This is a genomic window from bacterium (assembly GCA_037131655.1).
Lineage (GTDB): Bacteria > Armatimonadota > Fimbriimonadia > Fimbriimonadales > JBAXQP01 > JBAXQP01.
Window position 1 is genome coordinate 1 of record JBAXQP010000251.1, and the last position, 3,952, is coordinate 3,952.

5 protein-coding genes and 1 tRNA gene are annotated in these 3,952 nt (G+C 46.4%); 1 reads left to right on the forward strand and 5 read right to left on the reverse strand.

Annotated features, from left to right (window positions below):
* Window positions 1-171: 171 nt before the first annotated feature.
* On the forward strand, window positions 172-1,023 hold the full coding sequence (locus WCO51_10595; GenBank protein ID MEI6513705.1) for a methyltransferase domain-containing protein: 852 nt from the start codon (window positions 172-174) through the stop codon (window positions 1,021-1,023).
* Between the two features lie 177 nt (window positions 1,024-1,200).
* On the opposite strand, the gene WCO51_10600 is transcribed toward WCO51_10595, so the two are convergent.
* From WCO51_10600 to WCO51_10620, 5 genes are all read right to left on the reverse strand, one after another.
* On the reverse strand, window positions 1,201-2,040 hold the full coding sequence (locus WCO51_10600) for a thymidylate synthase (protein ID MEI6513706.1): 840 nt from the start codon (window positions 2,038-2,040) through the stop codon (window positions 1,201-1,203).
* 48 nt (window positions 2,041-2,088) lie between these two features.
* Window positions 2,089-2,160, reverse strand: a tRNA-Thr gene (locus WCO51_10605).
* A 106-nt stretch (window positions 2,161-2,266) separates the two neighbouring features.
* Entirely contained in the window at window positions 2,267-2,647 is a 381-nt protein-coding gene (mscL, locus tag WCO51_10610; protein ID MEI6513707.1) for a large conductance mechanosensitive channel protein MscL, read from the reverse strand.
* Window positions 2,648-2,705: 58 nt separating this feature from the next.
* Window positions 2,706-3,428, reverse strand: a complete 723-nt coding sequence (locus tag WCO51_10615; protein ID MEI6513708.1) for a glycosyltransferase — start codon at window positions 3,426-3,428, stop codon at window positions 2,706-2,708.
* On the reverse strand, window positions 3,425-3,952 hold a 528-nt coding region (locus WCO51_10620), incomplete at its 5' end, for a copper transporter (GenBank protein MEI6513709.1). The genes WCO51_10615 and WCO51_10620, both read right to left, overlap by 4 nt.

The following is a 3,952-nucleotide window of genomic DNA, read 5'->3' on the forward strand; positions in this document are numbered from 1 at the left end:
AACTTTATTGGCTTCTTGCGAACCGTAAATATCTGCTCTGCGGCAAGCAGGCACTGACGATCAACTTATCTAGGTATAATGCGAGTATTGAAAGGCTGACTTGCAGTGCAAACTTTTCAAGAGTTCCCTTTGTCCAACTTATGTTGAACCACTTCAGTAAGGAGGCTTTTATTGACTTATCGACATTACAATATCGGGCCGTCTGATTTAGTGCTCGAGATAGGAAGCGGTCATGATCCAGTGCGTCGTTCGGATGTTCTCTCCGACCGATATGTTGATACGTCTGAAGAGCGTGGCAGTACCCTCGTACAAGATGCACGTCCGTTCATTGCCGCTGATGCTCAAGCGCTTCCTTTCAAAGACAAGGTTTTCGACTATCTCATTTGTCAGCACGTATTGGAGCATGCTAACGACCCTACCGTGTTCATCGCAGAAATTACCCGGGTTTCTAAACGCGGCTACATTGAGACACCCTCCCGCTTCCACGAGATGATTTATGCTCCCAAACACTATCATCGATGGGTTCTGGATTACCGAAACGGGCAGTTGATTATCGCTCCCAAAGACGAGAGTTTTATAAACCATGTCGGTCTGATTTTTACCGAGTTATGGAGGCGAAATCCGAACTTTCGCGCTTTCCACCAAAGCGCGCCGGAACTCATGTTTTCTTTTTTTGAATGGGATGACCACATCGACTACCAGATGCTCGACCACTTCGACCCGCAATTCAACATTGAGGATTATGTAGAGGCAATTGATCTAGCATCACAGCGCGCGTGCCCTCGTCGTTTCCGGCATAAACTCTCAACTCTTTACCATCGCTCCAGAGCACTACTTCAACCGATACGCCAAAAAATGAGAGGTCATCATATCCAGAGAACCGTTGACATAGACAGATTGTTGTGCTGTCCCGAACCCCAATGCCGCGGTGACTTCAGAAAAGAAAAGGATCACTACTTATGTAATAAATGCGGACTCGACTATCCAATTGTTGATAATATTCCCAGGTTCTCGAAAGAATAGAAGAAGGCTCGCGTGCAGACCATCGTTCCCAATTGTGACGATCATTCGGCGTGTACGAAGCTACATTGGTATCCAATTCTAGGGACTAAGATTCCTCCAGAAAAGATAAAGGAACTTTTAGTAATATCCCAATCGTGCTGGTGGCAAAGGACATCTGGGTACTCGAAAAGAGTAAGTTTAAAGCCCCTTTCTGCCTGTTTCCTTCTCGCGCTGGAGCGCTAACTTGACTCGGTTCTTGGCATCGGTGATTTGCTCGGCTATGTCGGGGTCGGTTGTGTTCCAGGTTCGATCTTCGAATGAGCGTCTATTCTGAAGCTCCATGAACTTTACGAAAGCTCGGAAGTCCTTCTCGTAGATATGGAAGCTGTTGGCAAGGTGGGTGTATTGACCGACTTTAATATCTCGGCCAAGTCCTTTTGACACGCGCTCGGCGACGACTTTTTGGAGCTCGGTGAACGCATACATGTTCATAAACGAGGCGGTAAAACTATCGTTTGAGCGCATATGGGCGACCAGTACCAGTGTGTCATCGAAGATACGGAACCAAAGGTTTTGCAGGCAGGCAGGATCAGGAATGCCTTCGTCTTCCCATGGTTTCCACATACTAATCTGGGCACGGCGGGTGTATGGGCAGTCGATGAGCGCATTAACCACATAGTCCAGTTGGTTGATCGGCTTTTCGATGCCAGGCACCTTATAGCTTGCCATCCGTTCGTGATAACTATATTGCCACTTACCGTGTGCCGGGTCAATCCAGTGGTCGTGAACACCGTCGATGACTTCCTGCACGTACATCTCCAACTCTTCTAACCCACAGGGCATCGCCAAGTGTATTCGAGGTTCCGAAAAGGGGTCTCGAATTGTTAGAGACATCACGCAATCCCGACTATCCATAGGAACATCGCTGGATTGATACTGACAGGGATTGCTTCGGCCACTTTCCCAAAGAGTAAGAACCGCTTCTTCCCAAGCTGCTGGGAGATTATCTTCAACAATCGATAAAACGGGCAGATCCATGTATCATTCCTTAGACAGGCACCGTCTGCCTGGAAGTAGATAGAACAAAGCCGATGATCAGATTCGAACTGATGACCTGCTGTTTACGAAACAGCTGCTCTACCACTGAGCTACATCGGCGTTGAAGGCATGGGTATTGTACCCAACGAGACTAAGCTTTTCAATAGATGAGCTTATTGGTAGGGCAACTGTTTACTAAATATCAGATTAGGCTATTTGAGTGTTATTATCCTAACTCAGATGTGCAGGCTGAGCAGCGGGTTGCTGCGATGGGAATAGCTGTGCAACAAAACGGACAATCTTTTGTCGTGACAGCAATAGGCCCTTTAAGACGGTTCACAGCCTTCACGATTAAAAAGACTACGAATGAGACGATCAGGAATGTGATAAGCGAATTGATGAATAGACCGTAACGAATCTCTACTTTGCCAATTGTGAGTACGAGATTCGAAAAGTCGACTTTACCAAGTAAAAACCCTATCGGCGGCATCACTACATCTTTAACCAACGATTTAACTACATCGGCAAAGGCGACTCCAAGGACAAAAGCGACTGCCAGATCAATGACATTCCCTCGGTTAATGAATTCTTTAAACTCTTTCAACATGTCAGTTTTCCTTCTAATCTATTAATTTAAATACCAAGGCACTGCAATTGTACGTCTACTAATAATCTTTACGTTGTTTCTGCAAAGCATGTATTCGACTTATGAGGGCCTTTCGAACTTGAATATATTGTCTAAATCGGTGGATCCAACTGCTTAGGTCGCGTTTGGTTACTCGGTGTTTAAGAGGGACTTCTATTTCAGTAATTCTTAGCCCTGCACGATAGGCATCGATAGTCATTCCAACCTCGACTCCAAAACCTGTGGCGAAGGGGGGCAACTTTTCTATAGCCGCATGAGTGAGAGCGCGTTGGCCGGAGAGGGGGGCTTTCAACTCAAGACCCGTTAGTTCGTGAATGCCTTTTCGAGCCAACCGAACGACGAACCCTCCGCCTCCACCTTTTTCTTGATGGGGAAGTACCCCAATTACCAAATCGGCAGTGTTCTCGAAGAGTGGTTTGAGCAAAGTGAGGGCTTTTCCAGCGGTTTCACCTAAGTCAGCATCGAGAAAGAGGAAGAAGTCTGCATCATTAGCCGCATCACGGCCAAATTCCATGGCATCGCCCTTACCCATTCGCTCAGGAAGTCGCAACACTACATCCGCCCCTGCCTTATCAGCCTCTTCTGATGTCATATCTGAGGAATGGTCGTCAATGACATAGATAAAAAGGGTTATATCGGCGTATTCTGTGGACTCGCTCCAATGGCTTCGAAGAGACTTAATAGTTAGTCCAATTCTTTCAGCCTCATTATAGGAGGGGATGAGGACAGCGATGCGTTTCAAAAGGCCCTCTTAGCCGAATCAGGCATAATCGCTGAAGCCGTTTTCTTCACGCCATAAGCGCCATTTTCTTCTTGAAATAGGAATGGCAGTGTAATCTGGCCGATGGACAAGTCTACGCAGTCAATACTGGGGATATTCTTTTCGATAAAGAGGGGAATTGACGATTGGCTTGCAGATAACGCTTCTGCGCCGACTAAAGTCAGCATTTCTTGTTTGTGCATCGCATCGATAAGGGCTGATTCGAAGTCATCTTTCGATATTGAAGCAATTAGTGATTCCTTATGCCCGCCAACGATTACAACAAGTCTGGTTGGAGTTACATAATCAGCTTCAGATCGAATGCTTACTCCTTTGATTTGGCGCAAAGAAGTGATATCAACGCCATTTGGGATATTACTTAGCTTTGCAAAGACTTGTTGCCAGTTATCTTGTTTGAGTAAGCTTGGATCGAGCACGATTGAAACAGTGACTTCAGCGCCAGCTGATTTCAGTGATTGAGCGGCAGCGATAGCGGCTTCTGGGTA